Genomic DNA, 26,824 nt, shown 5'->3' on the forward strand with positions numbered 1-26,824 from the left:
GACGCGTTTCACCGCGACGAGTACTTTCATATGGCGTGCTCCTGGCGATTAAAAATATTTAATCTTGCTTAAATTTTGCATAGCGGAATATTATTTCACTTTATAACAAGAACAATAAAAAAGCACAGCACAAAGGTCAAGCGCTTCCGCATTCTTGCCAGATCTAGTGCAGTTGGTCACTACCTTTACAAATATCCGATAACGCGTGAGAGGGTAGGTAGAAGCGAGGGTCTTTTGCCATGGATGGCAAAAGTAGCTCCCAAGGACGGGTTTACAGCGCCCTCGCGTAGACCTAGCCTCACTACTAAGGCGTGCGATATTTAAAAGGGTGACCATACAAACCACGCTGCCAATAGCGGAATCGAGGCGACCAGAAATCTGCCGTTCCAGCGGTAACCGATACGTGTGGCGGGTACACCAGTAAATCGGGATAAAATCAACATAGATGCGGTCATGGGTGACGACATTAGCGCCAGCGCCCAGCCCACCATCAGCGATGCACCTACCAGAGCCGGTGTTAGCCCCTCAATGGCTAACTGCGGTAGCAGCCCCACCAGCAGCGTTACCGTCACGATAGGATTAACGCCTACCTGGGCCAGCCCCACCACCATCAGCATCGCCAGTACGGCATTGAAGGCGCCCCACTGGTTCAACACCGTTAATAGCGGCGCCAGTTGCTGAGTGTCAACCAGCCCAACGCATAAGTGCCCCAAGTAGCCCGCCGCCCCTAGCACCACGATTTCATTAGCACTGGGCGAAAGCAGCCATGGCAACTGACGATGCACCGCGCTAACCGCGGCGGGCAGCCCACAGAAGCCAAGCCTGCGCCGCTGCCAGGCAAGCCAAATCAGCGCCCCTGTGGGTGCACCTAACAACGCGGCAATGGGTAAGCGCAGCTCTAATAGCCAGGCAAGGCTAAACACCAGCGCTACAATCCCAAGCAGCAACACACTGAACTGGGCCAACGGGCGTAACGAAGGAGCATTTACCTGGGCTTTATTGGCAGGGGGATGTGGCCCGGTGAGAAAATCCACTGCCCAACCCGCCAGAAAAATTAGCACTGCGGCACCCAAAATATACGGCGCAAGCGCCAGCCAGGTAACCTGAGGAAGGCTCGACAGCACCACCGCCACTCCAATACCCATAGGGGAGATCAGCGGCGCCAGGGAAAACCCGCGTAGCAACGCCAACATCATGCGCCGTTGACGAGCCTCTTGCACCCAGGCACGCCCTTGGGCCGCCCCTAGGGTGTTACTCTTCTCAATCATGGCGGCAAATAAGTTAAGCACGCCGATATTAAGAATAATGCCAAACAACGCTGAACCGAGCGATAAAATCGGGTAGCGGCGACTAGGCGGTTGAAGCAGCATGCTTTGCCCACAGCGGCGCACCAAGCGTGAACGGTAGGCAGGCAAACGCAGCATGCTCAACGCCACCACAAAGGTAGCAAAAAACGCAAAACGTCCACTGGCGTCAAACAGTAGCTGGCCTGGGTTCGACGAGTGCCAGAGCGCTAACAGCGACACTATTCCCGCGACTAGCAGTAACCCTTTGGCCATCCGCGTTAGCTTGCCAGCAAGCGTTAATAGATAGAGTAGCAGCGCGGCAATGCCGACAGCCTGCCAAAACAGGCTGCCGACCACCAGATGAAACAGCGTTGCCAAGGTGACCAGCAGCAACAGAGAAACCCGCAGGCGGGCTGGGCTCACTCAGCCTTCTCCCTGGGTATTTTTGTCTGGGAAGCCTTCGGACGATTCACTGCCACTGCGGCGCCGAAAGGAGCCTTCTCCTATGGCCACTAAATTGCCTTTCTCATCGACGATCTCACCGCTGCTCATATAGGTTTTCTGTCCGCCGCCGCGCACCGTGCCTATTGCCTTCAGCACACCTTCCCGTGCGGGGCCCACAAAGGTCGTGGTTAATGAGAGCGTCATTCCCCGGCGAATATTGCCCTGTACGTCGCAGTGCAAACCGGCAAGGCTTAAAGCGCTATCCAGCATCGAAGCCAATACACCACCGTGAACATTACCGCTGCGGTTTAGGTGTTTAGGCTCGATAGTGAGCTCAACCACGACACGGTCTTGCTGCCACTCAGCCACCTGCATACCTAACAATTCGTGATAGCCCATGAGCGCTTTTTGAGGCGTATCGGGTGTAGGTATTTTCGCAGAACTCATGAGGCACTCTCCTGCTGGGCTAAATCCCGCAGCCGCCCTTTTAGTATTTTCCCGCTGGCGGTGGAAGGTAGCGTATCCATTAAAACAATTTGAGTAGGGCGTTTGTAAGGTGCCAAGCGTTCGGCGATAAACGCCTTTAGCTCCGCCACATCAACGTCAACGCCCGGCTCACACTGCACAAACGCCACGATTTCTTCATTACCGGCGATTTGACGCCCAACGACGGCGGCTAGCGTTACCGCTGGGTGTTCATTAATCACCGCTTCCACATCCGGCGGGTAGATATTAAACCCCGAGCGAATAATTAGCTCTTTGCTACGCCCTACAATATAGAGTTGATCCTGGTGATCGAGTTTGGCGATATCGCCGGTATTTAGCCACCCCTCTTCGGTTAGCGTGGCGCGGGTAGCTTCCGGCTGGCGGAAGTAGCCGTTCATAACATTAGGCCCGCGCACCCATAGCTCCCCCACTTCGTCTCCAGGCTGCTCGGCAGTTCCGCTGTCGCTAAGCGGCTCCAGACGGTACTCAAGCAAAGGTAATACCCGGCCAACGGTGCTAGTTGCATGGCGGTCATCGATACGGGTCTGGCTGATGGTAGGGCTGGCCTCTGTTAAACCGTAGCCGTTATGCAGCGTCAGCCCAAAGGCTGCCTCTACACGCACTTTGGTGTCGCTATCTAACGGCGAACCACCCGCCGAAATATAAATTAGGTCAGGCGCTTCTAAAGGGCGCTGCTCGCGTTTTAAAAACTCTAACGCCCGGGCATACATCGCCGGCACGCCCTGGAGAACGGTAATTCGCTCCTGCTTTAGCGTCGCCAGCATATGGGCAGCATCGAAGCGCGGCACGGTATAGAGACAGGCGCCGTTATAGAGCGACCCCATGCATACTGACGAGAGGCCAAACACATGAGACATGGGTAGCACGCCGTACACCCGCTGGCCTTCGCTTAAATGGCGCATGCCGCCTGAAATCGAGGCGATATAGAGAATGCCACGATGGGTCAGCATGACGCCTTTAGGTGTGCCAGTGGTGCCTGAGGTGTAGATCATCGCCGCCACCTGCTCGGCGCCGCTCGCGCAGACAGGCTCGGGCTCACTGTCATACAGCGGCGAAATGGCCAGCCCACCCAACTGAGGGTGCTGGTAGCGGTCAGCCGCGTGGCGCTCAGCGTGCTGACACGCCTCTGGGGATGCTTCACAGGTATAAAAGACTCGCCGGGGCAGGCAGTTGCCCTGAACCAGATCAACTTCCTGTGCTGAGAGGCGTGAGTTCACAATCGCTACCCAGACATCCAATTCGCTGGCGGCCAGCAGCAGCACGACCAGAGCGCGACAGTTTTCACTCACCGTCATAATCCGGTCACCAGGGCGAATGCCCAAGGCACTTAACCAGTCACAAGCGGCATGTATTTCGTGGCCGAGCTCGGCATAACTCCAGCGCAGATTGCCATCCACGATAGCCGTGTGCTCGCCAAGCAGCTTGGCATTTTCAAGCACGCGGGTACTGAGGCGCTCGGGAAGCTCGGCCACCAGCTCGCTGGCAAGGCGGCCAAAAATAGGCTCGTCCGGCGCTTGGTAGGAAACCGATAAAGCCATTAGGACGCCTCCCGCACCATGTTGCGAGCAATGACGATTTGTTGAATCTGGGTAGTCCCTTCGTAGATACGAAATAGCCGCACATCACGGTAGAAACGCTCAACTGCGTATTCCGACATGTAGCCTGCCCCACCGTGAACCTGCACTGCGCGGTCTGCGACACGGCCAACCATTTCGGCGCAGAACAATTTGCAGCAGGAAGCCAGTGTCGAAACGTTTTCACCATCGTCTTTGCGCCGTGCGGCATCCATCACCATGGTTTTGCCTGCATAGGCTTCGGTTTTACTATCCGCCAGCATGGCTTGGATCAGTTGGTGCTCGGCAAGCGCCGCGCCAAACTGCTTACGCTCCATGGTGTAGTGCAGCGACTCTTCCACTAAGCGCTCGGCCACGCCTACACAGACCGCCGAAATATGCAGTCGCCCGCGGTCTAGCACCTTCATGGCCGTTTTAAAGCCTTGCCCCTCTTTTCCGCCAATAATATTTTCAGCGGGCACCCGGCAGTTGTCGAAAATAATATCGCAGGTGTGGGCGCCCTTCTGGCCCATCTTGTTATCCGCAGGCCCGCGTACTAACCCTGGCGTGTTGCCTTCGACGATAAAGGCTGAAATACCGCCTGCGCCCTTATTCTCCGGATTGGTGCGCGCCATTACGGTGAACAGATCGGCTTCTGGGCCGTTGGTGATATAGCGTTTGGTGCCGTTCAAGATATAGTGATCGCCATCCCGCACCGCCGTAGTGCGCAGGCTGGCGGCGTCGGAGCCGGAATCGGGTTCGGTGAGGCAGAACGAGCTAAGAATCTCGCCCGTGGCCAAGCGTGGCACATACTTGGCTTTCTGCTCATCGGTGCCATCAATCAAAATACCCTGGGCGCCAATGCCATTATTGGTGCCAAACACCGAGCGAAAGGCAGGCGATGTTTTACCAATTTCCATCGCCACCAGCGCTTCCTCCTCCATCGTCAGGCCTAGACCGCCGTACTCTTCAGGGATCGATAGCCCGAAAAGCCCCATATCTTTCATTTCCGCAAGAATTTCCGGGGGAACTGCATCTTCCTCGGCTAGGCGTGCCTCATTAGGAATTAAGCGCTCACGGACAAAGCGGGCGATGGTATCGACAAGCTGGTTAATCAATTCGGGATCGCGAATCATGACGGCTCCTGGTGGCAACGGGTTTTATAGTTAGCGTTATCATTCGAAGTAGCGCTGGCGTGGACAGCGTATGCGTTTTGCATAGCAAAACTATTGTCCACTATTCTTGTCAGGCACTTTTGCATAGCCTAGGATGGCAGTCAATAATTGAAACACTATTTTGCAATGCAGAATCATAATACTAAAAAGCCTCTGATTAACGTAATGAGCGAAGGCCAGACAAGGCAAAAATCGACGAAAAAGCGGAGTTTACGGGTTATAAATGAGCATTTTGATCGGACTCGCGCACGAGGCGATTTTTAACGCCGTATGGTCAAGCGCAATAGTTAATCAGAGGTTTCTTANGGTCAAGCGCAATAGTTAATCAGAGGTTTCTTAAATAAGTACCCATTTGCAGAGAGGATTTAGCGTATGGCTAGCGAATCAACACCTCCCCCCTTTACCACGCTTGGCATCGTCGGCACCGGCGCCATGGGGCGTGGCATCGCACAGTTGGCTGCCCAGGCCGGTCTAGACGTCATGCTCTACGACGTTAAAGAGGGTGCCGTACACGAAGCTAAAGCTTTTATTAATGGTTTATGGCAGAGAAGTGTCGAAAAGCAGCGCATTACCGCAGAGCAGGCGCAGCACTATAGTAAACGGTTGATTGAAGCCCGCGAGCTTGCCGCGCTCGATCCCTGCGATATTGTGGTAGAAGCCATTGTCGAGAAGCTGGAGGCCAAGCAGGGGCTGTTTAGCGATTTAGAAGCAATCCTCAGCCAGCAGGCTGTGTTGGCGACCAATACCTCTTCACTCTCCGTCACGGCCATTGCCGCCGCCTGCCAGCACCCTGAACGGGTTATTGGCTTTCACTTCTTTAATCCCGTGCCGCTGATGAAGATTGCCGAGGTCATCCCTGGCCTGCGAACCACCGATGAGGTGACTCAGCGGGTCAATGCTCTAGGTCAAGCCATGGGCCACTTTACGGCCCAGGCCACCGATACACCTGGATTTCTGGTTAACCATGCCGGGCGTGCCTTCGGTACTGAAGCGCTGCGACTGTTAGGTGAAAGCGTGGCAGACCCGGCGACCATTGATCGTATTATGGTTGATCAGGGCGGATTCCGGATGGGGCCCTTTACCCTGCTTGACCTTACCGGGCTAGATGTTTCCCACGCTGTGATGGAGTCGGTATATCACCAGTACTATGAAGAAGCACGTTTTCGCCCTTCCCCGTTAACCCGACAACGCTTGGCCGCGGGCTTGCTGGGGCGTAAAACCGGAGAAGGTTTTTACCGCTATGTGGAAGGCAAACAGCAGATGCCGGATGAGCCTGCCATCGCTACTGTTTCTCCATGCCCGGTATGGATTAGCCAGGATGACCCCGAAAGCGCTAAAGCGCTCACGGCGCTGGTGACTGCGGCTGGCTGGTCGTTAGAAACCGGCACGCAGCCCACTGAACAGGCGCTCTGTCTGCTTACCCCTTTCGGTGAAGATGCCACCAGCTGTTCGCTGCGCCAGGGTCTAGACGCCAAGCAGTGCGTGGCGGTGGATATGCTCGCAGGGCTTGATAAACGCCGTAGCCTGATGGCCACGCCCATTACCCGCTCCGCTTTCATTCAAGCAGCGCAAAGCCTGCTCAATCAAGACGGTACGCCGGTAAGCACGCTTCAAGACAGCAACGGCTTTGTTCTTCAGCGCATTATTGCCTGCATCGTCAACGTCGGTGCCGATATTGCCCAGCAAGGCGTGGCAGAACCCACGACTATCGACCGAGCGGTTGAGCTGGGTTTGGGCTACCCATTCGGCCCATTGCGCATGGGTGACCATTACGGCGCCACGCGCATCATGACGATATTGACCAACCTGCTTGAGGCCACCGGCGACCCACGCTATCGGCCAAGCCCCTGGCTGCGCCGCCGCGCCGCGCTGCAAATGTCGTTAACCGCCGCTTAACGGCCCTACCAACAACAAGGAGCACCACCATGCAAGACGCCTATATTTACGACGGTTTACGCACCCCTTTTGGTCGCCACGGTGGCAGCTTAGCGGCTATTCGCCCAGATGAGCTGCTGGGGCTGACGCTTAAAACACTGGTTGCCCGCAATCCATTCGCGCCAGAAAGCTATGAAGAGGTGCTGGCAGGCTGCACCAACCAGGCGGGGGAAGACTCCCGAAACGTGGCCCGTCACGGCGCATTACTGGCAGGCCTGCCTATTGAAGTGGCGGGACAAACCGTCAACCGGCTTTGCGGCAGTGGCTTGGCAGCGATGATGGATGCCGCCCGGGCGGCACGGCTAGGCGAAGGCGAGCTGTTTTTAGCGGGCGGCGTTGAGTCCATGTCCCGTGCACCTTATGTTTTGGGTAAAGCGGACTCCCCCTATGCGCGCAACCAGCCGCTGTACGACACGGTGATTGGCTCACGCTTTCCCAACCCCTGGATTGCTAAAGAGTACGGCAGCCACAGCATGCCGGAAACTGCTGACAACATTGCCCACGACCTGAATATTGGCCGCGATGAAAGCGATGCCTTTGCCGCCCGCTCTCAGGCCCGCTACGCCCAAGCGCTGGCCTCAGGTTTCTACGACGGCGAGATGTTTGGCGTAGAGGTGCCCCAAGGACGTAAACAGCCGCCACTGTTGGTGGAGAAAGACGAACACCCCCGCCCTCAAAGCACCCAAGACAAACTGGCCCAACTGGGTGCGCTATTCGAGGGTGGCGTTGTCACCGCCGGAAATGCCTCGGGTCTGAATGACGGCGCCGCTGCCATGATTGTCGGCACCAAGGTCGCCGGTGAACGTGTGGGTCTAGCACCACGCGCGCGCATTGTCGCCAGCGCCATTGCCGGTGTGGCTCCGCGGGTTATGGGGTTAGGGCCAGTACCCGCTTCACAAAAGGCATTGGCGCGTGCAGGGTTTACCCTTGAGCAGATGGATGTGATTGAAATTAACGAAGCGTTTGCCGTTCAGGTGCTTGGCTGCGTGCAGCAGTTGGGGCTCTCCGTTGATGATCCGCGTTTGAACGCCAACGGAGGCGCTATCGCCATTGGTCATCCCCTGGGGGCTTCCGGAGCACGCTTGGCGCTTACGGCTCTCCGCCAGCTTGAAGTGACCGGTGGGCGCTATGCGTTGGTTACCATGTGCATCGGCGTCGGTCAGGGCATTGCTACGATTATCGAGCGTCTGGACGGCTGATTTAGTGTCAAACAGCCGCTTTTTCGTTGATGGGTATGAACGCTGCGTCTAAGTAGATATGCGATACTGGGCGCCATAAGCCACCTATTGTTGGGATATTGAATGCACCCCACCGACACTGATGCTGACGACTCGCAGCTGCCTGGAAAAGATCGTAACTTTGTGACCGCCCTCGCGCGCGGTTTAGAGTTGCTGCGCGCCTTTGGCGCAGGTGAAGAGTATTTAGGCAATGCTGAGCTCTCCAACCGTACGAGTATCCCTCGCCCGACGGTGTCACGTTTAACCTATACCCTGACGCAGTTGGGCTATCTCCAACACAATACCCACCTGGAAAAGTACCGCCTTGGGCCAGGTGTCTTAGCCTTGGGGTATCGCTTTCTCGCCAATATGGGCATTCGCGAAATTGCCCGTCCGCATCTGCAGAAATTTGCTGATGCCACCGACTGCAACGTTAGCCTGGGCGGAGCCGACCGCAGTGACATGGTCTATCTGGAAACCTGCCACGGCCATGGGCCGCTAATCATTCGCCTGGACACGGGCTCCCGCCTGCCCATAGCCACTTCCGCCATTGGTCGTGCCTGGCTATGCGGTTTAACAGACGAACGGCGCCAGCCGGTGCTCCAAGAGTTGGCCAGCGAGTATGGTAGCGACTGGCCGCGTTATGAAGCGGGCATACAACAGAGCTTTAAAGACTATGCGCAGTACGGTTTTTGCCTCTCTGAGCAGGATTGGCAGCGCGATATTAGTGCGGTGGCGATGCCGCTGATTTTGGAAGATGGCGCCGAGGTCATGGCGATTAACTGCGGTGGCTCCAGCCTGCGCTTGGATCACGACCGCTTGGTTAATAACTTAGGCCCACGTCTCAAAGAAGTCGCTAATCAGATTAAGCAGGAACTAGCGCCAAGAAACCGCTCGGCAAGGTAAATTCAAGCTTAGGGAGACTTTAACTAACGCTCGTTTGAATGCATCATAGACTTCTAAACAAGCGCATCGATACCAAGAGCGCCAAGGAGTGGAGATGCCAAGCGAGTGGATAGCGCGTCATGATCAAACAGTCGCCCTTAAAGGCGAGTGGACGCTTGCCAATTACCGCCATATCAAAGCGGCGCTTAATCACAATGAAACTCGAGCCGAGCTTGGCAAGCCAACGGATGCGACGGTTTCACTAGACGCAATAACTCGCCTTGATACCGCCGGCGCCATACTCATTGTGGAACTGATTGGCGTTGAGAAAGCGCAGGCGGTAGCGGATTGGGCAGGAGAACTGCCGAAAGAGCAGCAGGCGCTGCTGGTGCGTATTGCCGAAGCCATGGAAGCGCCGCTTGACGTTGACCCCCCTTCCTATTCACGTATTAGCCAAGCGCTTGCCAGCGTGGGCCAGCACATGGCGGGGCTTTGCTCTCAGCAGCGCCAGCTGCTGGCCTTTATTGGTCTCGTCATGGCCACCCTCTTCCATCTGGTATTGCAGCCACGCCACTGGCGCCCAACGGCGACCGTTGCCCATATTCAGCAGAGCGGTCTTAATGCCGTACCCATCGTCGCGCTACTCACCTTTATGGTGGGTGCCGTCGTGGCTTTCCTTGGCGCTACCGTTTTGCAGGATTTTGGCGCCACGATTTATACCATTGACCTTGTTGCGTTCTCATTCTTGCGAGAGTTCGGCGTTCTGCTGGCAGCAATTTTATTAGCGGGACGAACCGCCAGCGCCTTTACCGCCCAAATTGGCGCGATGAAATCCAATGAAGAGATTGATGCCCTGCAGGCCCAAGGGCTAGATCCTATCGAGCTTTTGGTGCTTCCACGGGTAATGGCGATGTTAATTAGCCTGCCCATGCTCGCCTTTGTGGGTATGCTCAGCGGCTTAGCGGGTGGCGCTATGGTCGCCCACCTGTCACTGGATATTTCACTCACCCAGTTTTTGACCACGCTGCAAAAAGACGTGTCGGTAATGCACTTTTTGGTAGGGCTCAGCAAAGCACCGGTGTTTGCCTTTGTGATCGCCGTTATCGGCTGCCTGGAAGGCTTTAAGGTCAGCGGCAGCGCGCAGTCGGTAGGAGAACACACCACGTCAAGTGTCGTTCAGTCGATTTTTATGGTGATTCTGATTGATGCCGTCGCCGCGCTATTCTTTATGGAGATGGGCTGGTGATCGCTTCAGATAAACCGACAGGGCAAAGTAACCAACCGGTCATTAAGGTTCGAGGCTTAGTGAATCGCTTTGGCGCTCATGTGGTTCACGAAAACTTAGACCTAACCCTTGAACGTGGAGAAATCCTCGGCGTTGTAGGCGGTTCTGGTACCGGTAAATCAGTGCTGTTACGCAGCATCGTCGGTTTAAAGCGCCCCAATGACGGCACGGTTGAAGTCCTAGGTACAACCCTTAACGAGCTTAACGAAACACAGCGCAGCCAAATAGAGCGGCGCTTTGGCGTACTGTTTCAGCGCGGCGCATTATTTAGCTCGTTGAACCTGCAAGAGAATATTGCCTTACCGCTAATTGAACACGCCAAGCTACCCCGTGAAGACGCCGAGCATCTTGCCAGGGTCAAGCTATCGTTGGTCGGGCTTCCGCCACAGGCCGCACTGCAGTTTCCTGAGTCGCTGTCTGGCGGCATGGTCAAGCGCGCCGCCCTTGCCCGTGCCTTAGCGCTTGACCCTGACATCCTGTTTCTTGATGAGCCCACGGCGGGGCTTGACCCTATCGGCGCTGCGGCCTTCGATCAGTTGCTGGTCACCCTTCGCGATGCGCTGGGTTTCAGTGTATTCCTGGTCACCCATGACTTGGATACGCTCTACGCCGCCTGCGACCGGGTAGCGGTGCTCTCACAAAAACGCGTATTAGTCGTAGATATCATTGATAAAGTGGCGGGCACTGACGACGAGTGGATTCAAGACTACTTTCACGGCCCGCGTGGTCGAGCCGCACAGCGTGCTCATACCGGCTCTTCAAATAACGCTAACGTCCAGGAGTGACTGCACATGGAAACACGGGCGCATCACGTTTTAATCGGTCTCTTCACGCTGGCCACTGCCGCTGGCGCGTTGCTGTTTGCACTATGGATGAGCTATGCAGCAGGCGAGCGTAGCTACCAACCTTACCGCATTCTATTTGAGCGCAGCGTTAGCGGCTTATCGGTCAGCAGCCGAGTGCAATATAACGGCATTGAGGTGGGGGATGTCACCGAGCTCAACCTTAATCCTGATGACCCTCGGCAAGTGATTGCCCATATCCGCGTCTACGATGACACACCAATTAAGACAGACACCCGGGCAAAACTTGCCTTTGCCAGCATCACCGGCAGCATGTCCGTGCAACTCCACGGCGGCACCCCCGAAGCCCCGCTGCTGATTGATCAAACCGATATCGACGCGCCGTTTATACGAGCAGACCCTTCGCCCATCGCTACACTGTTCGATGAAGGCGAAGATGTGATCGAGAACATCAACTCAATCCTGAAAAACGTTAACGAACTGTTTGACGATAATAACCGTGATCAGGCAGGCAATATTTTAACCAACATTGCTCAGATTACCGAAATGATTGCCGCCCAGCAGAATGCCCTAGATCAAAATATGGCGCTTTTCGGCGAAGCCACTCGCCAGGCAACTAACACGCTTAGCAGCATCGACGAACTTAGCCAGGAAGCGACACAGCTGCTGCGTCAAGATGGCCGGCTGGTAATGGAGAGCGCCGCCGATGCGAGTCACGATGTCGCCCGGGCAGCTCAACGCATAGAGCAATTAGTGGAGACTAACGCTGGCGCCATCGAAGGCAGCCTGCAGGGCGCGCAAGATATTGCTCCGGCACTCTCTTCGCTACGCTCCACACTCGATACACTGGATCGTATTACCCGCCAGCTAGAGGAGAGCCCAACAGACTTTTTCCTGGGCCGTGATCAGGTAGAGGAGTTCCGCCCATGACGTTACGCCCCACTGCTATCGTTTCAGTTTGCGCTGCGCTGCTACTCAGCAGTGGCTGCTCGATTCTGCCCGAAAGTAAGCCAGCGACGCTGTATCGTTTGCCCAGTGCCGATGTACAGCCCGTTACCCCCTCATCCAATTCGCTGACGACCAGACAACGCCTCGCGGTGGCTGCCCCACAAGCGGGCCATTTACTCAGCAGCAACCGCATTGTGGTCTACCCAGAGGGCAATACCGTTAATGTATATGAAGGCGCCCGCTGGCAGGAGAATGCTCCCGACTTACTCCAGACGCGTTTGATCACAGGGATACAGCAGAGTCGCCTCTTTGCCAGTGTGGGAAGCGACAGCCTGCCTTCCGAGCTTCTGCTACTCAGCGAACTACGCCACTTCCAGAGCGATTATGTGACCCAGCCGCCCACGGTGAAAGTACAGCTCGATGTACAGCTCGTCAGCGCTCAAAACCGCACGTCTATTGACACTCAGAGCTTCACCACCAGTGTTCAAGCGAGCAGCGTCGCTATTACCAACGTGGTGGATGCGTTTGGCAGCGCCAGCGACGAGCTCACTGAACAGCTGACAGCGTGGTTGGCGGATGCAATTAACAGCTCAGAGCAGAAATAGAGGGTGCTTTTACTGTTCTGTTAATTTTTTCGCATACTCTCTTGGGTCGCGGGGGTAATAGCGCTCTGGCTGGCTTTCCAGGTGGGCAAAGTAGCGAGTGTCCTTGTACGGCATTTTCATGTAGCCCGAGACGCCTAGGCCCTCGATTTGGTCTACCGAGGCGAGAATGCGCGCCAGCAGCGTGCGGAACTCGCCCTCTCGAGCCGGATCCAGTAGACGGTAATAGCTATGTATTTTGAGGTGCTGTGGCAGCGCTTCAAAAATGATCATGCCAGTATGGTGAATGTCATTGAGCTGCTGCAGCGCATGCATAATCGCCTCGGGCAGCACCAATAGCTCTTCTGGGTCGGGGCCATCTTCGAAGTAGCTGTGCTGACGGGTACGATCCTCGAGCTCCGGTACTGCGCTCAACTCGTAGCCTATCGCCATGCTGGGTTCGCTAACGAAAGTTTCATCCACGGAAGTACGTTCTAAGTGCAGTGTTTGGCGGGCATTAAACAAGCAGCTTTTAAACACGCCCTGACGATGAATCGCCCGCGCCAAATGCACCATATTATTGACCGCTTCAATAAAGGCAGGCTTCAGCGTAGGGTCGTGTAAATTTAACGACGAATCGATATACACACCCTCACGCTCCCAGCGCACCGCCAATCCCCCTACCACCGGATACTTGCCCAGGCGGCTCACCGACGCCAAAAAGGCCTTTTCGGTTTCACCCATACCCTGCATAAACTGCTTGTAGTAGCGATCTAACTGCACATCATTGACATCATTCAGGGTTTCTTGAGCATGCTCTTCCTGTGAAAAGACTTCGCGTAGAAAGGCTTTGCGCGAGCTGTACACCACGGTATCGATCTCCTGATGCGCAGGGCGCGCCCATACCGGTACCAGCGGTACATTGAGCGATGTGGGCAGATCGATCATTACTACCCTGGCCATTCGCGGCATGTTGTTTAAAAAGTAGTCGCCCGCTTTGCGCCGCACCTGAGGGTCAGGGTCGAGCATGCCATCCAGGGTACGTGCAAACTCCATCGGCAAACCCAGCGAACTGGCGGGAATCGCCCGATGGCCAAATCGACACGACTGCGCTGACGCCAGCGCATATAGGGTTCCCGCCGCTCCCTGCTCATCGAACCGCGGCGATGACAGTGCGCCGTTTAACTGCTCTTCGCCAATAAAGTAAACATCGCCCAGGCGGGCATTGGTTTGCTGCAGATTGTCCGACATCAGCTCCATGACGTTGGCGCCTACAAACTGCAGCTGTGCGTCTAGTTGGGCAAATACCGATGAGCCCCAGTCGATTAGCGCAATAGACTCCTGCTCGGCGTCATACACCAAGTTAGAGGGCTTAATATCGCCATGCACCACCGACCGTGCCTGGGGCCCTGACTCCCGCCGCAGGGCAAGCAGGATGTCGGCCAACTGCGCCGCAATGCGCACAATCAAGCGTGGAGAGAGGCGCCCCTGCTTAAGCGATACCTGCTCTAAATTCCAGCCGGGTGCGCGCTCCATTACCAAAATGGACTGCCCCCGGGAGCGCTGGTAAGCAATAAGACCTGGAATGCGTGGATGGGACACCTGTTCCAGCATAAACGCCTCTTCTTCGAGGCGCTCCTGCAAGCGCGCGGGTAGGGTAATGCGGGAGAATTTAAACACATAATGCGCTTTAGCGCCTTGGTGAACAGTGCTGCCAGCAAATACAAAACCGTAGGCGCCCTTGCCAATGAGCTCAATGCCCTGATAGCCCAACTGGGAGAGCTGCGCCTGGCACAGCGCCACCCAGTCTTTAAGCTTACGGGCATCGTGATGGCTCAGCAGATAGACCGACTGCTCTTCAGGTATATAAAACTGCTGAAGCGGTGCCTGGGACATAAGTCGCCTTGCTAGCCCAAGTGAAGCAGCATGGTTTCAGGGGCTTCGAGAAAGCCCTTCCAGGCATTACAGAAACGCGCAATGGTACCACCGTCAATAAAACGGTGATCGCCCGCCCAGGTGATGGTCATGATCGCCCGGCGCTGCACCGCACCCTGCTCATCAAAGCGCGGTAACCATTGGGTTTTACCAATTGCCACAATGGCGGCCTCTGGCGCGTTAATGATAGGTGCTGCGTAGGTGCCTCCCAACGCCCCAATATTGGAAATACTAATGGTACCGCCTTTTAGATCCGCCTGATCAACCCGCCCATCCCGCGCCGAGGTGGTTAGCCGCCCGACTTCCCGGGCAACTTCCAACAGAGTTAAGCGTTCAACGTTTTTAACATTGGGCACCATCAGGCCCGTCTTGCTATCCACCGCCATACCGATGTTGCACTGAGGGTAGTAATACAGCTCATCTCCAGCCGCATTTAACTGGGCATTAACGATGGGCTCTTCAGCGACGGCTAACGCCATGGCTTTCATAAAAAATGGCATTAGCGTCAGCCGTTCGCCCTGGGCCTCGGCCAGCGGCTTTAAGCGCTCCCGCAGCGCCAGCAGAGCAGTAACGTCGATCTCTTCACCGTAGTGAAAATGGGGAATCGTGCTGGCTGCCTCGACCATGCGCTTGGCCATGACCGCCCGCACGCCGCGGAGAGGTTCCACTCTGGGCGCCTGAGTTTCAGCTTGGTTCTTATAAGTTTGGTTGTTAACAACAGTTTGGCTAGATGAAGCTGAAGCTGGGGGGGCTTGATCCAGATGCGCCAACACGTCCTCTTTTAGCACCCGACCATCTTTGCCGCTGCCCGCGATCTCCGTGAGCTGTAGAGAGTGTTCACGCACTAGACGTCTAACGGCGGGGCTGGCTGGCACCTTGCCATATAAGCGGCCAGCAGCCGGAATACCTGTAGGGTTGGACGGTTCTGTCGTCTGTGCCATTGGCTTTTCACTGGCGGCCGATTGCGCACCGTCTAGCTCGGCCTCACTATTATTGTTACTAGCCCCATCCACTTGATAGGCATACAGCGGCGCATGCACTTTGGCAATTTGGCCCTGGGCCACATACAGTTTGGTCACGACACCGGCTTCGGGGGCGGTAATCTCCACCAGCGCCTTGTCGGTCATGACTTCAACGATAGGCTGGTCTTCTTCAATTTGATCGCCTTCAGCGACACGCCATTCGACGACTTCGCACTCGACGATACCTTCGCCAATATCAGGCAGTAAAAAATCGCTCATTGTTTTTCTCCCCATGCGTACTTAGGCATTAATAGCCACTAAAAGTTGACGCTTTCGCGAATCGCTTCAAAAATCTTCAGATGATCAGGCAGATACTCTTTTTCCAGCACCAGTGGAAAAGGCGTATCCAGACCTGTCACCCGGGCAATGGGCGATTCCAGGTAGAGAAAACAACGCTCTTGAATAGTGGCAGCGATTTCACCGGCAAAGCCGCCAGTTAAGGGGGCTTCATGGCTCACCACCAGTCGGCCGGTTTTTAACACCGACTCAGCCACCGTATCCGCATCCCAGGGCAGCAGTGAGCGCAGGTCGATCACTTCACAGGCAATGCCCTGCTCTTCGGCTAACTCAACCGCTTTGCCGATTACCTCCATCTGCGCGCCCCAGCCCACCACGGTAATATCCGTGCCCTCTTTGGTGATTTCGGCTTCGCCAATGGGAAGCTGGTAATCCTCTTCGGGCACTTCACCGACTGAAGCGCGATAAAGACGCTTAGGCTCCAGAAAAAGCACCGGATCCGGGTCGCGAATAGCGGCGAGCAGTAGCCCTTTGGCCTGATAGGGGTTGCGCGGCAGCACCACCTTCAATCCAGGTGTATGAGTGAAATAAGCTTCCGGTGATTGAGAGTGATAGAGGCCACCGGCGATGCCGCCGCCGTAAGGGGTGCGAATGGTCAAACCACCAACGTTAAACAGATCGCCTGAGCGATAACGGAACTTGGCAGTTTCGTTGACAATCTGGTCAAACGCCGGAAAGATATAATCGGCAAACTGTATTTCTGCCACAGGCACCGAGCCCTGGGCCGCCAAGCCATTGGCAAAGCCGATAATGCCCTGTTCGACAAGTGGCGTGTTGAAGCAGCGCGCTTTACCGTACTTCTCCTGAAGGTGACTGGTGGCCCGAAATACACCGCCAAAAATACCCACGTCTTCACCAAAGCAGATGACTTTTTCATCCTCTGCCATGGCGATATCCAGTGCATTATTAATTGCCTGGAGCATGTTCATGGTAGCCATGTTACGCCTCTCCCTGAGTATCAGTCTCGGTGCCCACGTCTAAATCCAACGACTGCGCCCCGCGGGGATAAGTCTCTGGGTAGCGACGAATATGGCGTTTTAACTGATCGAATTGGCGCTGCAGCGATGGGGTTATATCGGCATACACATCGCTGATCAGGCTCTCTAGCGGCGGTGATGAGCGCTTCTCAGCCCGTTTCATGGTTTCCAGCACTTCACGGCGCAGGGTTTCCTGCTGGGAAGTCTCCTCCTCTTCGCTCCACCAATGCTTCTTCAAGAGCCATTTTTGCAGCCGCAGCAGTGGGTCTTTGGCGCGCCACACCTCCTCCTCATCTTTCGAGCGATAGCCAGAGGGGTCGTCGGAAGAGGAGTGCGCGGCAAGTCGATAGCTCATGGCCTCGATCAATACCGGCTGATTTTTCTCAACGGCGATCTTGCGTGCCTGCCGCGTCGCTTCATAGACCGCCAGCACATCGTTACCATCTACCCGGATTACATGCATATGGTAGCCAAAGGCACGCGGGGCGATACCGTCGGCAGCAAACTGCTCGACGGCAGGAGTGGAAATGGCATAGCCATTGTTACGGCAGAAGAATATCACCGGCACCTGATGCACTGAGGCCATATTCAGCGCGGCGTGGAAGTCTCCCTCGGAGGCGGCGCCTTCACCAAAAAACGTTAACGTGCAGTGACCGTTACCAGCCAGTTTTTGGCCGTAAGCGTAGCCCGTGGCCTGAGGAATCTGAGTCGCTAAGGGAGATGAGATGGTCATGTAGTGTAGCTTGCGCGACCCATAGTGAATCGGCATTTGGCGGCCTTTGCCGTAGTCCAGCTCGTTGCCGAACAGCTGATTCATGAATTCTTCGATCGAGAAGCCGCGATACATTAAAGCGCCCTGCTCGCGGTACTGCGCCATAATCATATCGGCGTCATTTAGCGCAGCAGTGGCACCCACTACGGCGGCCTCTTCCCCGGTACACTGCATATAAAAGCTCAACCGCCCCTGGCGCTGAGCCGCCATCATGCGTTCATCGAGAATACGCGTGGCTAGCATTGCCTGATAGATACGCCGGGCGTGATCACGTTCAAGTGCGGGCTCATCAGCGTCGCTATGCAGCTCACCTTCTGGGTTAAGCAGGCTGAAAGTAGGAATTGAAAATTCGTCGCCGGTCATGAAGTCCGGCTGGTGTACGTACTGTGTCATCATTTTTGTCCTTGTTTTACCCCTTTTGAGGGCAGTGTTGTTGGTATTAACCGTTTATGCCAGTGGATTTATCTGTCATAGGTTAACGCAACATCTAGCTACCACAACGTTTAGGACAATAACGCAGCGCAAGGACTTTAGGGATGCTACTTAAGACGCAGAGAGGTTAAAACGCAGACAAATTAGGCACTAGAGATACGCGCACGTAGTTGACGCTGAAGCACTTCGAACAAGCTATCAATCGTCAGGGCTAACAATGCAATGGTCAGCGCCCCTTGAACCACATAGGCCATATTGCCGTTCACGATGCCGGAGATAATCGGGTCGCCAAGGTTACTGGCTCCCACGGTAGCCCCTAACGCGGCAGTGGCAATATTGATGGTCACCGAGGTTCGGATGCCCGCCAGAATGACCGGGGCTGCCAGAGGCAGCTCAACTTGACACAAGATTTGCGTTGGCTTCATGCCCATAGCGTGAGCAGCCGTTTTAATATCGCCTTCGACGCCCTGCAAACCAGCAAGGGTATTGCGCACGATAGGCAATAGCCCGTAGAGCATTAAAGCGACAATAATGGGCAAGGTACCAAACCCCAGAACGGGTACCGCTAGCGCCAGAACCGCCACTGGAGGAAACGTTTGCCCTAGCGATGCCAATTGGGCCACCAGCGGTAGAAAATCACACCCCCACCTGCGGGTAACGGCGATGCCCGCCGCGACTCCCACGATAATGGTCACCACCGCTGCAATGCCGACTACAAAGAGGTGGCGGCCTAGCAAAGTGACAAAACCAGCGCGATCGTAGATGACTTGCCGGGCATCGGGCTCAATCCAGCGAAATAAAGACTCGGCAGCCGACATGGCAAAGACGCTCATCATCAGCAGCGCCCCCCAAAGCAGTGGCCATAGCCATTGCGGGGCTTTTTTGTGGGTCTGGGCGGCGCTTAGCGAGTTACTCACGCGGGTTTCCATTGTCCAGTTGGGCCTCCTTGATAATTCTCCGCAACGATAGCTCACCGACAGGCACATCATGTTGGTCAACAACGGTCAACCGGTCGCTATGATCGCGCAGCATCATGGAAAGCGCCTGACGTAGCGAGAAAGTCCCTGGGATGCGCGACTGAGCGGGCAAGGTAGGCCCCATAGAGGTCATGTGATCTTTCACACGGGTTAACGCGGCTTGTTTAAGGCCTCTTTCCAGCCCACCTAAAAGCGACTCGACAAAAGGGTCGGCAGGGCTTTGTAATAGCGCCAGCGGTGAACCTTGCTGCACGATTCGACCTTCGCGCATTACCACTAAGTGATCCGCCAGTTTAAGCGCTTCATCCATATCATGGGTCACAAACACCACGGTTTTATGCAGCCGCGCTTGGAGCTTGGCCAGCTCATCCTGTAGCTTTTCACGAGTAATAGGATCAAGCGCGCCGAAGGGTTCATCCATCAACAAAATATCTGGGTCTGCCGCCAGGGCACGTGCAACACCCACTCGCTGCGCCTGCCCCCCTGAAAGCTGATGGGGATATTTATGCCCAAACTCATCGACCGGCAAACCGAGCAAATGCATTAGCTCGGCCACCCGTGACTGGACGTCCGTTGCTGACCACTTCAATAAACGTGGCACCAGGCCGATGTTGCGCGCAACGTTCCAGTGGGGAAACAGCCCGGTGTGCTGTATCACATAGCCAATCCGGCGACGTAGTTTTACAGGGTCATACGCGTCTATCGCCTGTCCATCGAGGATGATGTCGCCTTCGCTGTGCTCAATTAAGCGATTGATCATGCGCAAGGTGGTCGATTTACCACAGCCCGAGGTACCCACTAACGCACAGAATTTACCCTTCGGCACCCGTAGAGAAATATCGTCCACCGCGGTTTCATCCCCAAACCGCTTGGATACGTGGGATAGCTCGATCATCTTGTTCCTCCGGGGCGCAGCGCTTCTGCCAAGGCACCTAAGCCCGCATCCACCACCAGAGCCAGCATTAAAATAGGCAGCGCGCCAAGCAGCACCATATCCATGGCGGCCTGACCTAAGCCTTGAAAAATAAAAGTACCTAACCCGCCCGCACCAATCAGAGCGGCAACGGCGGTAAGCCCAATGGCCTGAACAGTGGTAATCCTCACCCCTTCCAGCAGCACCGGCAGCGCCAGCGGTAACCGCACCTGCCAAAAACGCTGCCCGGCACGCATGCCCATGCCTTTGGCGGCTTCTAATGTATCGAAACTGACTTGTTCAAGCGCGGTATAGGTGTTGCGCACAATAGGCAGCAGGCTGTAGCCAATCAGTGCAATTAAGGCGGGCGTAGTGCCAATACCGCTAACGCCAAGCTGGGCTAAAAAAGGCACGTTGGCGGCAAGCCAGGCTAGCGGCGCCAGCAGTAGACCGAATAGTGCCAAACTGGGAATGGTTTGAAGAAAGTTGAGTACAGCAAACGCGCCCTTCTGCAGCCGGGCATAGCGTCGCATCAGCATGGCGAGCGCTAGCCCAAGTATAATGCTGACACTGACGGCGATACCAACCAGCTTAATGTGCTGCGCGACGGCGCTGAGAAACTGTTGATCACGGGCTTTAAATTCTTGAACAAGGGCAAGCGTTTCCAGCCCAAAAGCTGCACAGAGCCACCACACCAGCGCGACACCACATAGCCATAGCGTGGGCCATATCCGGGTGAGATTTAAACGCAAGCGTAGTTCTACTAAACACAGCAGCAGTACAAACAGAACAACCCAATACGCCGCTCCCATGCCTAAACGCGCTTGAGGCATCTCAGGGTCAATCAGTAAATAGCTGCTCGCCATCAACCCCACTGGCATTAGCGCCATGATCACTATCACCGCCGCAAACAGCGCTCGGTAGTGGCGATGGGTTGGCTGGCACGCGAGAATACCGATAAAGGAGAGCAATAGCGTTGCTAATAGCGCACCTGGCCAGCCAAAAGCCTCCAGTGCGCCATGCCCCGTCCCTAACACAATCCGGTTGGGGGCCATGCTCACCACATCAAGTAACCAGAATGCAGCCAGCATAATAAGGCTCAGGCTAACGAGCACAACGTTAGGGTGCCACCCTTCCCAACGAAGCCGTGGGGTGGGCAGTGCATCCATCAACGACATTAATTAGTTATCCCGAGCATTAGCATTAAATTATAAGATTACCAGGCATTAATTATTAAGCGTATCGAGATAGTCGCTAGCCACTTGGGATGGAGACAGCCCGTTAACGGCGACATCGGCATTGAGCGTTTGCAGAGTGACCAGATCAAGGCTAGTGAAAACCTCATTGAGCAGCGCTTCTATTTCTGGATAGGCTTCAAGTACACTTTCACGCACCACGGGGGCAGGCTGATAGACCGGTTGCACACCCTTGGTATCTTCCAGCACGACCAGCCCCAGCGCACTTAAGCCACCGTCCGTGCCATAGGTCATCGCGCCATTAACACCGCTGGTCTGTTGGGCGGCCGCACGCATGGTAGCGGCGGTATTACCACCAGAGAGCACCAACAGTTGATCGTCACTTAACTCAAAACCGTAGGCTTCCTGAAATGCGGGCAGTGCTTGTGAAGACTCGACAAACTCAGCGCTTGCAGCAAATTTGAACTCGCCACCGTCAGCCAAATAGGCGGCTAGATCTTCTAGACTCACCAGCTCATTTTCCTCGGCGACATCCTCGCGGACGCTCATTGCCCAAGTGTTATTAGCGCTGGCAGGCTGCAGCCATATTAGGCCTTGCTGCGCATCACGCTCACGCACTGTTTCATAAGCCTGATCTGCATTATTCCATACTGAACTGTCGGTCATATCGAAAAAGAATGCGCCATTACCCGTGTATTCCGGATAAAGGTCAATCTCGCCCGCTTCAAGCGCAGTGCGGACAACGCTAGTGCCGCCCAGCTGCAAACGGTTTTCAGTGGCAATATCGTGGCGTTCCAGCGTTTGAATAATCAGTTCGCCCAGAACCGAGCCTTCTGTATCGATTTTGGACGATACCACCACGGGCTCGTTAGCGCTGACTTGAGAGAATGCCGCGAGGGATACGGTGCAAGCAGCGATTAAGGGCATAGCAATGAAAGGATTTGCTGAAAAGCGCATCTTTGAATTCCTTTTGAAGTGGGCATTTAAACGACTGAGGCTCTTATAGTCATTATAAGAGCCATCAGCGTTTAAGTTAGCGCATAAGCCACCAACGAGAGATAAAGGTTTTGGGTTAAGGTGCTTCTAATACCCAAGACGTGCCTTCTCGGGAGTCCTTAAGAATAATCCCTAAAGCGGCAAGCTCATCGCGGATCGCATCCGCTTGGGCGAAGTCTTTATTCGCCTTAGCCTCAATGCGCTGAGCAATTTTCGCTTCGATCTCGCTCTCGCTGAGCGGCATACCCTGCTGCTGCGTGCCTTTTAAGAACATTTGTGGTACTTGCTGAAGAAGCCCCAAAATAGACCCAAGCTGCTTTAACTCGCCCCCCAGTTTGGCAGCTTTATTAGGCTGCTCCTGCTTGGCGCGATTGACCTCGCGAGCCAGCTCAAACATCACCGCCAGGGCTTCGGGGGTATTGAAGTCATCGTCCATTACCTGAGTGAAGCGCTCACGATGAGCTGAAGCGTCATCGCTTGCATCACTATTTGCCTCGCCTGGCTCCAGACCTTCCAGCGCGGTGTACAAGCGCGTTAGCGATTTACGCGCCTCAGTCAGTGAATCAACCGAGTAGTTGATCGGGCTACGATAGTGACTCGCCACCAGCAGAAAACGCACCACTTCTGGGTCGTGCTCGGCCAGCACGTCGCGAATGGTAAAGAAGTTGCCCAGGGATTTGGACATCTTTTCCTGGTTCACCCGCACAGCCCCGGCGTGCATCCAGGTATTGACGTAGGTTTTGCCAGTGGCCGCCTCGGATTGAGCGATCTCATTTTCATGGTGCGGAAAGGTTAAATCCGGCCCGCCGCCATGAATGTCGAAAGTGTCACCCAGGCAGCAGGTCGACATCGCCGAGCACTCGATGTGCCAGCCAGGCCGGCCGTTACCCCAGGGCGACGCCCAGTGCGCCTCCCCTGGTTTGGCTGCCTTCCAGAGCACGAAATCGAGCGGGTCTTCTTTATGGATATCCACATCAACCCGGCTGCCTGCACGCATATCGTCTAACTGGCGGTTATTGAGTTTGCCGTAATCAGCAAATTTTCGCACCCGATAGTAGACATCACCGTTATCGGCCGCGTAGGCAAAGCCTTTTTCAATCAGCGTTTCAATCATTGCCACAATATCGGCGATATGGCCGGTGGCACGGGGTTCATGGCTGGGCGGCAATACAAATAGACGCGCCTCGTCTTCGTGCATGGCATCAATCATGCGCTCTGTCAGCGCAGTGATGCTTTCGCCATTTTCGTCGGCGCGCTTGAGGATCTTGTCGTCAATGTCGGTAATATTGCGCACGTAGTTAACGTCATAGCCGCGCTCTCGAAGATAACGGGTGATGACATCAAAGGCGACCATGACGCGAGCGTGCCCTAGGTGGCAGTAGTCATACACCGTCATGCCGCAGACATACATGCTCACTTTACCCGCTTCCAGCGGGGTGAAAGGTTCTTTGCGACGCGTCAGCGTATTGTAAATATGCATATGGCTATCCATGTTTGTTTTAGCCCTTCTGCTTGATTTTAGCCCAGCTATCTTTCAACCCCACGGTACGGTTAAACACCAAATGCTCTGGCGTAGAGTCATGGCGGTCAGCGCAGAAATAGCCGACGCGCTCGAACTGGAAGCGTGACTCGGGCGTTGCGAAGGCTAAGCTTGGCTCTCCGATGGCTTGGCAAACGACCAGCGACTCCGGATTAAGATGCTCTAGAAAATCGACATCCTTATCGCGATCCGGCTGTTCAACGGTGAACAGGTTGTCGTAAAGACGGACTTCCATTGGCACGCCATGGGCAGCGCTGACCCAGTGAATAACGCCTTTGACCTTACGCCCTTCGGGATTTTTACCCAGCGTATCGAAGTCGACCGAGCAGTGCAGTTCGCTGATCTCACCGGAGGCGTCTTTGATCACTTCGTCACAGCGAATCACATAGCTATTGCGCAGGCGTACTTCTTTACCTGGTGCCAAGCGGAAGAACTTTTTAGGCGCATCTTCCATAAAGTCGTCTTGGTCGATATACAGTTCGCGGCTAAACGGCACCTTACGCGCCGTCATATCTTCACGGGCGGGGTGACCAGGGACTTCGTACACCTCCTGGTGATCTTCCGGCACGTTGGTGAGCACGACTTTCAGCGGCTTTAACACACACATGGCGCGCGGGGCATTGTCTTCAAGATCCGAGCGAATGGCGTGGGTCAACATGGCGATATCCACCAGGCCACCGTCGGAACGAGTAACGCCAATCATCTCGCAGAATTTACGAATTGACGCTGGCGTATAGCCACGGCGACGCATGCCGGAGATCGTCGGCATACGCGGATCGTCCCAGCCATCGACAATTTTTTCGTCAACCAGCAGTTTCAGTTTGCGCTTGGAGGTCAGGGTGTAGTCGAGATTCAGCCGTGCAAACTCAATCTGGCGCGGTTTCGCGGGAACCGGCAGATTATTTAAAAACCACTCGTACAGCGGGCGGTGATCTTCGAATTCCAGGGTGCAGATCGAGTGGGTAATACCTTCAATAGCATCCGACTGACCATGGGTGAAGTCGTAAGAGGGATAGATTTTCCACTTGTCGCCAGTCTGGTGATGGCTGGCATGACGAATACGGTAAATAATCGGGTCACGTAGATTGATATTGGGTGAGGCCATATCAATCTTGGCGCGCACGACCTTTTCACTTTCGCCAAACTCACCTTCACGCATGCGCGCGAGCAAATCCAGGTTCTCCTCGACGCTGCGTTCGCGATAAGGGCTGGGCTTACCCGGCGTTGTTAAAGTACCGCGATACTCGCGGATTTCATCCGGCGACAGGTCGTCAACGTAGGCTTTGCCTTCACGCATTAAGTGCTGCGCCCAGGCATAGAGCTGATCGAAATAGTCAGACGCAAAACGCACCGGGCCTGCCCATTCAAAGCCTAGCCAACTGACGTCCTCTTTGATCGCATCGATGTAGGCCTGCTCTTCCTTGGCAGGGTTGGTGTCGTCAAAACGTAGATGACACTCGCCACCCAGTTGCTCCGCCAACCCGAAATTTAGACAGATCGACTTCGCATGGCCGATATGCAGGAAGCCATTGGGCTCCGGGGGGAAGCGCGTCACGATTTTAGTGACCTGGCCGCCCTCGATTTCGTCGCGTACTTGGTTGCGAATGAAGTTCGGCGCTGGGGTGGTCTCGTTGGTCATGATGGTGTTGATAACCTCGTGGTGAATGGCGTGCTGAGCCGTGAGGACATAGGATACTCCTATGGCCCTTCGCGGTGCAGGGCAAAACCGCTATTATAACGTGACGCCGATGCACAGCGCCAAGGCGAACGCCTTTATTGAACAGGAATTTATCTATGATCGTATTACAAACGAACCACGGTGACATCACCATCGCTCTTAACCACGAAAAAGCGCCAATTAGTGCGGCGAATTTTGAACAGTATGTGCACGACGGGTTTTATGATGGCACCCTGTTCCATCGCGTCATTGACGGCTTCATGGTGCAAGGGGGTGGTTTCGATAAGGAGTTCAACCAAAAGCCGACCCGCGACCCTATCGACAACGAAGCAGACAACGGCTTGAAAAATACCGTTGGCACCCTGGCCATGGCACGCACCCAGGATCCCCACTCTGCCACTGCGCAGTTTTTTATCAATGTGGGCGATAACAGTTTTCTTGATCACAGCGGTAAAAGCCTTCAAGGCTGGGGCTATGCGGTATTTGGTGAAGTCGTTGACGGGATGGATGTGGTCAATGAGATTAAAAACGTAGCCACGTCTCGCCGCGGCATGCACGCCGACGTCCCCTCTGAAGATGTCATTATTGAGCGCGCGTACGTCAAAGACGCGGAATAACGCCGGGAGCCTTATGCGCACACTGCTTGTTGCCGACCTTCATCTAAGTAGCGATACCCCCGAGATCAATCAGGGGTTTTACCGCTACTTAGAGCACACTGCTCCTGGAGCCGACGCGCTTTATATTCTTGGGGATCTTTTCGATGCCTGGATTGGCGATGATCTACTTGACGCCAATACACATCCGCTTAGCGTTGTTGCACATGAAGTAATTCGCCATTTGCGCAGACTTAGCAGCGACGGTACTGCGGTGTACCTAATGCACGGCAATCGAGACTTTCTGCTGGGCGAACGCTTTATAAATGCGTGCCAGGCATTTCTGCTACCGGATATTGAGGAAGTGGAAATCCAAGGCATTCCCGTTTTACTGCTACACGGCGATAGTTTGTGTACTCAGGATGAAGCGTATATGGCTTTCCGCAAGCAGTCGCGCAATCCAGAGTGGCAGGCGCAGATGCTTGCGCTACCTTTGGAACAACGTGTAGCACTTGCTCAGAGCTTGCGTACTCAATCTGGCGAAGCCAATGCTAATAAAGCTGAAGCGATTATGGATGTGACGCCACAAGAAGTCATTGCGCTGATGGAGCACCACGGCTTGACTACCATGATCCACGGTCACACCCACCGCCCCAAAGTACATGACTTGACTGTTGAAGACGTGCCTGCCAAGCGCTATGTACTAGGTGACTGGGATGCCCAGCACGGCTGGGATATTATCATTGAGCGGGCCGACCATACGGTACCTCGACTACGTCAGTTCTCTTTAACGGAACTACCTGATTCCTGACCGCGGTTTACGGGTATAAAAAAAGCCGATCATGTGATCGGCTTTTTTGCTCTTGCTGCTTTTAAC

At 55.0% G+C, this 26,824-nt stretch carries 23 protein-coding genes; 9 read left to right on the forward strand and 14 right to left on the reverse strand.

Features of this window, described 5'->3' with window-relative positions; genetic code table 11:
* Window positions 1–320 precede the first annotated feature (320 nt).
* Genes HZU72_RS21135 through HZU72_RS21150 form a run of 4 tightly spaced genes read right to left on the reverse strand, consistent with a single transcriptional unit; the run spans window position 321 to window position 4,926 of the window.
* A complete protein-coding gene (locus HZU72_RS21135) occupies window positions 321–1,709 on the reverse strand; it encodes a hypothetical protein (RefSeq protein ID WP_180095658.1) in 1,389 nt (462 codons plus the stop codon).
* Complete coding sequence (locus HZU72_RS21140; RefSeq protein WP_180095660.1) at window positions 1,710–2,177, reverse strand: PaaI family thioesterase; 468 nt, start codon at window positions 2,175–2,177, stop codon at window positions 1,710–1,712. It lies immediately after the preceding gene.
* Window positions 2,174–3,775, reverse strand: a complete 1,602-nt coding sequence (locus tag HZU72_RS21145; protein ID WP_180095662.1) for a class I adenylate-forming enzyme family protein — start codon at window positions 3,773–3,775, stop codon at window positions 2,174–2,176. The genes HZU72_RS21140 and HZU72_RS21145 overlap by 4 nt, the downstream gene beginning before the upstream one ends.
* Entirely contained in the window at window positions 3,775–4,926 is a 1,152-nt protein-coding gene (locus HZU72_RS21150; RefSeq protein ID WP_180095664.1) for an acyl-CoA dehydrogenase family protein, read from the reverse strand. Before HZU72_RS21150 ends, HZU72_RS21145 begins: the two co-directional genes overlap by 1 nt.
* Window positions 4,927–5,337: 411 nt before the next feature.
* Between HZU72_RS21150 and HZU72_RS21155 the strand changes: the two genes are divergently transcribed.
* The 7 genes from HZU72_RS21155 to HZU72_RS21185 all read left to right on the forward strand — a co-directional run bounded on the left by HZU72_RS21155 (window position 5,338) and on the right by HZU72_RS21185 (window position 12,643).
* Complete coding sequence (locus HZU72_RS21155) at window positions 5,338–6,861, forward strand: 3-hydroxyacyl-CoA dehydrogenase (RefSeq protein WP_180095666.1); 1,524 nt, start codon at window positions 5,338–5,340, stop codon at window positions 6,859–6,861.
* Window positions 6,862–6,890: 29 nt separating this feature from the next.
* The gene (locus HZU72_RS21160; protein ID WP_180095668.1) at window positions 6,891–8,099 is read left to right on the forward strand and encodes a 3-oxoadipyl-CoA thiolase; all 1,209 of its coding nucleotides are present in this window, start codon (window positions 6,891–6,893) and stop codon (window positions 8,097–8,099) included.
* A 102-nt stretch (window positions 8,100–8,201) separates the two neighbouring features.
* On the forward strand, window positions 8,202–9,023 hold the full coding sequence (locus HZU72_RS21165; RefSeq protein ID WP_180095670.1) for an IclR family transcriptional regulator: 822 nt from the start codon (window positions 8,202–8,204) through the stop codon (window positions 9,021–9,023).
* Window positions 9,024–9,117: 94 nt separating this feature from the next.
* Entirely contained in the window at window positions 9,118–10,248 is a 1,131-nt protein-coding gene (locus HZU72_RS21170; protein WP_180095672.1) for an MlaE family ABC transporter permease, read from the forward strand.
* Window positions 10,248–11,072, forward strand: coding sequence for an ABC transporter ATP-binding protein (locus tag HZU72_RS21175; protein WP_180095743.1), 825 nt, complete (start codon window positions 10,248–10,250; stop codon window positions 11,070–11,072). The genes HZU72_RS21170 and HZU72_RS21175 overlap by 1 nt, the downstream gene beginning before the upstream one ends.
* A gap of 6 nt (window positions 11,073–11,078) precedes the next feature.
* Window positions 11,079–12,020, forward strand: a complete 942-nt coding sequence (locus HZU72_RS21180; RefSeq protein ID WP_180095674.1) for an MlaD family protein — start codon at window positions 11,079–11,081, stop codon at window positions 12,018–12,020.
* On the forward strand, window positions 12,017–12,643 hold the full coding sequence (locus HZU72_RS21185; protein ID WP_180095676.1) for an ABC-type transport auxiliary lipoprotein family protein: 627 nt from the start codon (window positions 12,017–12,019) through the stop codon (window positions 12,641–12,643). Before HZU72_RS21180 ends, HZU72_RS21185 begins: the two co-directional genes overlap by 4 nt.
* Before the next feature lie 9 nt (window positions 12,644–12,652).
* On the opposite strand, the gene HZU72_RS21190 is transcribed toward HZU72_RS21185, so the two are convergent.
* From HZU72_RS21190 to HZU72_RS21235, 10 genes are all read right to left on the reverse strand, one after another.
* Window positions 12,653–14,515 (reverse strand): protein kinase domain-containing protein, encoded by a 1,863-nt coding sequence (locus tag HZU72_RS21190; RefSeq protein WP_180095678.1) that lies wholly within the window; start codon window positions 14,513–14,515, stop codon window positions 12,653–12,655.
* Window positions 14,516–14,526: 11 nt separating this feature from the next.
* On the reverse strand, window positions 14,527–15,795 hold the full coding sequence (locus HZU72_RS21195) for a 2-oxo acid dehydrogenase subunit E2 (RefSeq protein WP_180095680.1): 1,269 nt from the start codon (window positions 15,793–15,795) through the stop codon (window positions 14,527–14,529).
* A 38-nt stretch (window positions 15,796–15,833) separates the two neighbouring features.
* Window positions 15,834–16,811 (reverse strand): alpha-ketoacid dehydrogenase subunit beta, encoded by a 978-nt coding sequence (locus tag HZU72_RS21200; RefSeq protein ID WP_180095682.1) that lies wholly within the window; start codon window positions 16,809–16,811, stop codon window positions 15,834–15,836.
* A gap of 1 nt (window position 16,812) precedes the next feature.
* Complete coding sequence (locus tag HZU72_RS21205) at window positions 16,813–18,015, reverse strand: thiamine pyrophosphate-dependent dehydrogenase E1 component subunit alpha (protein ID WP_180095684.1); 1,203 nt, start codon at window positions 18,013–18,015, stop codon at window positions 16,813–16,815.
* 182 nt (window positions 18,016–18,197) lie between these two features.
* The gene (locus HZU72_RS21210; protein ID WP_180095686.1) at window positions 18,198–18,983 is read right to left on the reverse strand and encodes an ABC transporter permease; all 786 of its coding nucleotides are present in this window, start codon (window positions 18,981–18,983) and stop codon (window positions 18,198–18,200) included.
* Window positions 18,964–19,926: an ABC transporter ATP-binding protein gene (locus HZU72_RS21215; RefSeq protein WP_180095688.1), complete on the reverse strand. Its 963-nt coding sequence runs from the start codon at window positions 19,924–19,926 to the stop codon at window positions 18,964–18,966. The genes HZU72_RS21210 and HZU72_RS21215 overlap by 20 nt, the downstream gene beginning before the upstream one ends.
* Window positions 19,923–21,122 carry an ABC transporter permease gene (locus HZU72_RS21220; protein ID WP_180095690.1) on the reverse strand — a complete coding sequence of 400 codons (1,200 nt, stop codon included), beginning with the start codon at window positions 21,120–21,122 and terminating at the stop codon, window positions 19,923–19,925. Before HZU72_RS21220 ends, HZU72_RS21215 begins: the two co-directional genes overlap by 4 nt.
* Window positions 21,123–21,170: 48 nt before the next feature.
* Complete coding sequence (gene osmF / locus HZU72_RS21225; protein ID WP_286902847.1) at window positions 21,171–22,097, reverse strand: glycine betaine ABC transporter substrate-binding protein OsmF; 927 nt, start codon at window positions 22,095–22,097, stop codon at window positions 21,171–21,173.
* Between the two features lie 115 nt (window positions 22,098–22,212).
* The gene (gene cysS / locus HZU72_RS21230; RefSeq protein ID WP_180095692.1) at window positions 22,213–23,616 is read right to left on the reverse strand and encodes a cysteine--tRNA ligase; all 1,404 of its coding nucleotides are present in this window, start codon (window positions 23,614–23,616) and stop codon (window positions 22,213–22,215) included.
* Between the two features lie 19 nt (window positions 23,617–23,635).
* A complete protein-coding gene (locus HZU72_RS21235) occupies window positions 23,636–25,315 on the reverse strand; it encodes a glutamine--tRNA ligase/YqeY domain fusion protein (RefSeq protein WP_180095694.1) in 1,680 nt (559 codons plus the stop codon).
* Window positions 25,316–25,470: 155 nt separating this feature from the next.
* Here HZU72_RS21235 and HZU72_RS21240 point away from each other — a divergent pair, with 155 nt between their 5' ends.
* Together HZU72_RS21240 and HZU72_RS21245 are read left to right on the forward strand one after the other, a co-directional pair.
* Window positions 25,471–25,971 (forward strand): peptidylprolyl isomerase, encoded by a 501-nt coding sequence (locus HZU72_RS21240; protein ID WP_180095696.1) that lies wholly within the window; start codon window positions 25,471–25,473, stop codon window positions 25,969–25,971.
* A 13-nt stretch (window positions 25,972–25,984) separates the two neighbouring features.
* The gene (locus HZU72_RS21245) at window positions 25,985–26,758 is read left to right on the forward strand and encodes a UDP-2,3-diacylglucosamine diphosphatase (RefSeq protein WP_180095698.1); all 774 of its coding nucleotides are present in this window, start codon (window positions 25,985–25,987) and stop codon (window positions 26,756–26,758) included.
* Window positions 26,759–26,824 lie beyond the last annotated feature (66 nt).

It is taken from the genome of Vreelandella sedimenti, from assembly GCF_013416325.1.
GTDB classification, from domain to species: domain Bacteria; phylum Pseudomonadota; class Gammaproteobacteria; order Pseudomonadales; family Halomonadaceae; genus Vreelandella; species Vreelandella sedimenti.

Coding starts and splice junctions, on each gene's coding strand:
- HZU72_RS21205 (WP_180095684.1), bottom strand. CDS start 18,015: ATGACACAGTACGTACACCAGCCGGACTTCATGACCGGCGACGAATTT.
- HZU72_RS21245 (WP_180095698.1), top strand. CDS start 25,985: ATGCGCACACTGCTTGTTGCCGACCTTCATCTAAGTAGCGATACCCCC.
- HZU72_RS21240 (WP_180095696.1), top strand. CDS start 25,471: ATGATCGTATTACAAACGAACCACGGTGACATCACCATCGCTCTTAAC.
- HZU72_RS21200 (WP_180095682.1), bottom strand. CDS start 16,811: ATGGCTACCATGAACATGCTCCAGGCAATTAATAATGCACTGGATATC.
- HZU72_RS21155 (WP_180095666.1), top strand. CDS start 5,338: ATGGCTAGCGAATCAACACCTCCCCCCTTTACCACGCTTGGCATCGTC.
- HZU72_RS21195 (WP_180095680.1), bottom strand. CDS start 15,795: ATGAGCGATTTTTTACTGCCTGATATTGGCGAAGGTATCGTCGAGTGC.
- HZU72_RS21185 (WP_180095676.1), top strand. CDS start 12,017: ATGACGTTACGCCCCACTGCTATCGTTTCAGTTTGCGCTGCGCTGCTA.
- HZU72_RS21220 (WP_180095690.1), bottom strand. CDS start 21,122: ATGTCGTTGATGGATGCACTGCCCACCCCACGGCTTCGTTGGGAAGGG.
- HZU72_RS21145 (WP_180095662.1), bottom strand. CDS start 3,775: ATGGCTTTATCGGTTTCCTACCAAGCGCCGGACGAGCCTATTTTTGGC.
- HZU72_RS21180 (WP_180095674.1), top strand. CDS start 11,079: ATGGAAACACGGGCGCATCACGTTTTAATCGGTCTCTTCACGCTGGCC.
- HZU72_RS21140 (WP_180095660.1), bottom strand. CDS start 2,177: ATGAGTTCTGCGAAAATACCTACACCCGATACGCCTCAAAAAGCGCTC.
- HZU72_RS21235 (WP_180095694.1), bottom strand. CDS start 25,315: ATGACCAACGAGACCACCCCAGCGCCGAACTTCATTCGCAACCAAGTA.
- HZU72_RS21170 (WP_180095672.1), top strand. CDS start 9,118: ATGCCAAGCGAGTGGATAGCGCGTCATGATCAAACAGTCGCCCTTAAA.
- HZU72_RS21210 (WP_180095686.1), bottom strand. CDS start 18,983: ATGGAAACCCGCGTGAGTAACTCGCTAAGCGCCGCCCAGACCCACAAA.
- HZU72_RS21160 (WP_180095668.1), top strand. CDS start 6,891: ATGCAAGACGCCTATATTTACGACGGTTTACGCACCCCTTTTGGTCGC.
- cysS (WP_180095692.1), bottom strand. CDS start 23,616: ATGCATATTTACAATACGCTGACGCGTCGCAAAGAACCTTTCACCCCG.
- HZU72_RS21150 (WP_180095664.1), bottom strand. CDS start 4,926: ATGATTCGCGATCCCGAATTGATTAACCAGCTTGTCGATACCATCGCC.
- HZU72_RS21165 (WP_180095670.1), top strand. CDS start 8,202: ATGCACCCCACCGACACTGATGCTGACGACTCGCAGCTGCCTGGAAAA.
- HZU72_RS21215 (WP_180095688.1), bottom strand. CDS start 19,926: ATGATCGAGCTATCCCACGTATCCAAGCGGTTTGGGGATGAAACCGCG.
- osmF (WP_286902847.1), bottom strand. CDS start 22,097: ATGCGCTTTTCAGCAAATCCTTTCATTGCTATGCCCTTAATCGCTGCT.
- HZU72_RS21190 (WP_180095678.1), bottom strand. CDS start 14,515: ATGTCCCAGGCACCGCTTCAGCAGTTTTATATACCTGAAGAGCAGTCG.